Consider the following 4894-nt stretch of genomic DNA (forward strand, 5'->3'; position numbering starts at 1 on the left):
AACCCTTATGTATAAAGGCATTTGGCGATTTTTGTCAATTGTTTTTGATCCATAGCCAACTCATCAATTAAGTCTCTTGCCAGAGAAGGATTTAGTCAATTTATGCCCCCCTATCGAACCATAACAAGTAACGAAGAGCCCAACGTTCTAAACCTTTAATCACTACTAAAGGCTCATTATTTCCTTCAGTTGCAATATGTACTTTCGGTAATCCTGTTTGAAAAACGGTGACTGACTTTGCTGAAGGATCAATCAACCAACCTAATTCTGTTCCTTGTTGTAAACAGAAAATAATCTTTTCCATCCCTAAGGTAACAGATTGTTCAGGAGACATAATTTCAATAATCCAATCGGGATAACGTAAAAATTGATCGGCCATTTCTCCATCTAGATCTCTTGGCAAATTCTCCCAACGAATCACCGCAATATCTGGCACAATTGAACGTTCTGCAAAAGTACAACGCAATTCAGGTAGAGCATAAGCTAATTTTTGAGGTTTAGTCTGTTGATTAATGGCAGAGGCTAACTCAAATTGTAAGATGCTGTGTTTTCCTTTGGGCATAGGTTTTTGAGTGACAATTCCATGATAATATTCCCTAGCAGGCTTAGTTTCTGGAAGGGCAAGAAATACTTCGAGGGAAAGGGCTTGTTTATCTTCTATTGTGGCAAACATTAGATTGATTTCTCCGATCTTGAGTTATTTTCTATTATAAGCTTCTGACTCCTGACTCTCAGGACAATTTTTGATTTTTGCCATAAGTCTAATCTAAAAATACGGGTTTTTCTTTAAGCTCTAGCACGAAAAATTTGATTAGCAGTGAGGTTTAACTCTGGAAAAATCCCTGAAATAAGACGTTGATCCTGTTTAAATAAATTACCTTGATATTCTCCATCGATTAATTGATAGATAGAAATGGTGGGTTCTTTGGGGCTGCCGATATATCGGGCCGAACCTTTAGCTAAATAATCGATAATCCAATATTCAGCAATTCCTAATTGTTCGTAGTCGTCGAATTTTTTCAGATAATCATCTCGCCAATTGGAACTGACAATTTCAATAATTAATTTAGCTGATGTTGCCAGAGAAATTGAGGAAGCGGTTTCCCAATAGGGATCATTAACTAGATTTTCTCTGTCTAAGACAATAATATCGGGTAGATAACCTGTATGGGGGCGAAGGGGTTTTACTGCGGCAGTATTGGGGATAAAATAGGGCAATTGCTGCCGATTTATCTCTAAGAATAGGGTTCCAGAAACAAATCCGCCAATTTCTTCATGTTTTCCGATCGGTCGCATCATGGCCAATAATTTTCCTGCGATTAATTGGTATTGTTGTCCATCATCGGGATATTGATTGATATAGTCATCAAAAGTCAACAATTGGGGGATAGTTTGGGTTGTGGTCATGGCAGTTAGGGGGAATAAGAGAGATGATTTTTCTAGATTCTAACTCGATTAACGACGTTGCCACCAAGTCAATCCGGCTAGGGTAAATCCCACTAAAGGCATCACTACCATCCCTATCCAAAAAATAGCGTTAGCTTGCAGGGGATTTAAATTAATTCTTCTATTTTCTGGTTCCTTGGCCCGGATAGATAAGGTGGCTGTTTCACCACTGGCTAACCACTGCACAGAATTTAAAAATATATCTCCGTTTAACTGTTGTTCAAATAGTCCATCGCTGGCAAAGCTGGCATTACCAATCACGATTAATTTACCTTTTTTTCCCGTCAGAGCAACTCCTAGATCAAAAGGGCCAGCTAAATCTTTTTCAGGGTTAAACTGGAGATTCTGATCATTTAAATCACTCTCAGCCCACATTTTATCATTAGTAATCATTAAAGATACGGCTTCAATTCCTTCGACGGGAACGGTAGCGATGGGACGAGCAAAGGGAAAGATAGAAATACCGTTAGCAAAATCGCGAGTAATGGGATGATTACCGTAATTGGTAATAATGGGACTAGCCGGACCTAAACCGATAATTTCCCCAGCACCGGAAGCATCAATAATAATCCGATTATCTAGTTTCACACCCCAAGGGGTTAATAAGGGTTCTAATCCGGTTTCGGTTTGGGGGTCAATCAGTAATAAAATTTTGCCCCCTTGATTGAGATAGTTTTTTAAAGCGGTGACTTCTTGGGGAAATATTTTTCTTTTGGGACTGGCAATAATAATGACATCGGCATTATTGGGAATGGTGGAACGTTCCACTAGATTAAGTGGTTCTACTTGATAACCTTTTGCTTCTAAACTATTGACTGCTTGTCCTAAACCTCCTTGAGGTTCTTTGATGGCATTTTCTCCATGACCTTGCAGAAAATAAGCGGTTAAAGTGCGATTAGTTTTAGCGGTTTCAATGGCGTTACTCAGTTTCGCTTCCGTGAGACTTTCCTGTTCACTAATAGTTTTCAGGGGTTGTTTTTTGTCACCATACTGAAGATAAACTCTGGACAGATTATCATCAGCTAGTTTTTTGAATTCCTGGACAATATTGGGTTTTTTCTCCGGGTTAACTATCTCGTACTGAAATTGAGGATTTTTGCGTTGATAATTGGCTAAAAGTTCCTCTTCGTTGGCACTGATTCCCCGGGTTGAAAAAATCCAGACTTTGACTGGTTTTGACAGATTGGTTAATAGTCTTTCGGTTTGGGGGGATAAACTAAAGATTTGGTTTTCGGTTAAATCAACTCGATAGGGATAACGGAGGGCGAGAAAGTTAATTAAACCGATAACGCTGAGGACAATAATAGTAGTAATGAGGGTTTGAGTGCCGGTGCGGGTACTTCTTTTTTGCCAAAATTCTTTGGAAGTGATTACTAATAACAACAGCCACCCTAGAAACAAAATAGCCCCGGCAATTAATAACCCCAGAGAGAGGGATGACCATTGACCGGAGATTAACCCTACTGTTAAGCCGGCACTACCCAGAAAGAGGGCGGGTATATAGAGAAATTTACTGTATTTTTGCCAGGATATCATAGTTAGTTTCTTTGATAACGGTCCGCTTCGATCGCTTGAGTAGTTAGGAAGATTCCCAGCAGAATATAACTGAGGAAGATGACTAAACTACTACTGTCAAAAATTCCCCGCACGAAATTGTTAAAGGGTTGATACCAAGATAGATGGGAGAGCAATTCTTTCAGGAAAAATCCGATCTGTTCTCCCACTTCTCCTCCGATGCGATCTCGAAAGAAGGTTTCGGCATTGTTAGCAATTACATCCAGTATCCAGATAAATAAGATGGTGATAAAGGTGATGATGTAAGCAAGGATAGAACTATTGGTGAGGGATGAGATAAACATCCCAAGGGCTAGGATGGCCGCTGCTAGTAAAATTAATCCTAGATGAGCTAGTAAAATACTGGCTATATTCACCGGGGGAACTGCGGCACTAAAAACTACTATTTCGTAAATCCACAGGGGGGTAATCATCACAGTAAAAAAGGCCAACACTCCCAATAATTTACCGATCGCTATACTCCAATTAGTCAGGGGGGAAGTGGCTAAAAGTTCTAGGGTTCCCTGTTTTTTTTCCTCTGCGTATAATCCCATAGACAGGGCTGGCAAAATTACCAACAATAAAGAGGATAAAATCATGCCGATGAAAGTGGTCATAAATTCAGATACCACATCTCTGGCTACCAGAAATCCCGATTGTTCCTGAATACCAATATCGAGAATAATGCCGTAGAGAAGGGAGTTAAAGAAAAATCCTGCTACTAACCAAAATATCCCCATAATGATATAGGCATTGGCAGCCGTAAAATAGCTTTGAAATTCCTTGCGAAAAATCGCCCAGATATTATTGATCATGCCTCTCCTCCTGGTGGTTATTTTCCCCGCTGCCGATTACTTCCAGAAAGATATCTTCTAGGGTTTTACGCGTGCGACGCATTTCTAATAAGTTATAACCATTGTTGACAACTATTCTAGCAAGTTCTGCCCCTAAGTTTGTTCCCACTTGACCAACAATTTTGAGCAGGTTATCGCCGACTTTTGCTGCTTGCTCGACTTGCGGCAGTTGTTGAAGGATTTCTAGCAGGGAATCCCTATCACCCTCGATCTCAATTTCATAACTGGAACTGGCAGGGGTAGCGGTAGTAATATTATTGGCCACGATACGACCCCGATTAATAATTGTCGCTCGATCGCAGGTAATACTCACTTCTGGTAAAATATGAGTGGAGAGAATAATTGTATGTTCTCCCGCTAAACTTTTAATCAGATTTCTCACCTCGATAATCTGTTTCGGATCCAATCCTACTGTCGGTTCATCTAAAATAATTACTGGTGGATCGTGTATGATCGCTTGGGCAATTCCCACACGCTGTTTATAACCCTTGGATAACTTGCGGATAATAATTTTTCTTTTTTCTAGTAACTGACATTTGCCTAACACTAAATCTACCCGCGCTTTTCTATCCCCCGATGAGATGCCTTTAATCCGTGCCACAAAATCGAGAAAACTTTCCACGGTCATCTCTGGATACAAGGGGGGATTTTCGGGAAGATAACCAATGCGACGACGCACTTCTAAGGATTGTTGATGCACGTCGTATCCTGCTATCCTTGCTGTTCCTGTTGTGGCAGGAATATAACCGGATAAAATCCTCATAGTTGTGGTTTTTCCCGCTCCATTTGGTCCCAAAAAACCGAGTATTTCTCCTTTTTCTACGGTAAAATCCACGTCACTGATTGCCGCGGTAGAACCATAAATTTTACTCAGATGTTCGACTTCAATCATAAGCTTTATCAGTTATCAGTTATCAGTTATCAGGGCTCTTCTAGGTTCTGTGTGAGCATGGTATAATAGTAACACAGAACAGGAGGTGGGTTATGTGGATAAATTTTGAGCAACTCCTCGATTTACCAAATGTAACAGTGGTCAATTA

At 40.2% G+C, this 4894-nt stretch carries 5 protein-coding genes; all 5 read right to left on the bottom strand.

The features are described 5' to 3' along the window. Positions 1 to 100: 100 nt before the first annotated feature. Entirely contained in the window at positions 101 to 673 is a 573-nt protein-coding gene (locus tag IM322_RS06325; protein ID WP_287713145.1) for a Uma2 family endonuclease, read from the bottom strand. A 113-nt stretch (positions 674 to 786) separates the two neighbouring features. Next, positions 787 to 1407: a Uma2 family endonuclease gene (locus IM322_RS06330; protein ID WP_287675279.1), complete on the bottom strand. Its 621-nt coding sequence runs from the start codon at positions 1405 to 1407 to the stop codon at positions 787 to 789. A 48-nt stretch (positions 1408 to 1455) separates the two neighbouring features. Continuing rightward, positions 1456 to 2982 carry a GldG family protein gene (locus IM322_RS06335; RefSeq protein WP_287675277.1) on the bottom strand — a complete coding sequence of 509 codons (1527 nt, stop codon included), beginning with the start codon at positions 2980 to 2982 and terminating at the stop codon, positions 1456 to 1458. 2 nt (positions 2983 to 2984) lie between these two features. Further along, positions 2985 to 3815: an ABC transporter permease gene (locus IM322_RS06340; protein WP_287675275.1), complete on the bottom strand. Its 831-nt coding sequence runs from the start codon at positions 3813 to 3815 to the stop codon at positions 2985 to 2987. After that, entirely contained in the window at positions 3805 to 4746 is a 942-nt protein-coding gene (locus tag IM322_RS06345) for an ABC transporter ATP-binding protein (RefSeq protein ID WP_287675273.1), read from the bottom strand. Before IM322_RS06345 ends, IM322_RS06340 begins: the two co-directional genes overlap by 11 nt. Positions 4747 to 4894 lie beyond the last annotated feature (148 nt).

The organism is Microcystis sp. M109S1 (assembly GCF_020247025.1).
Classification (GTDB): Bacteria; Cyanobacteriota; Cyanobacteriia; order Cyanobacteriales; family Microcystaceae; genus Microcystis.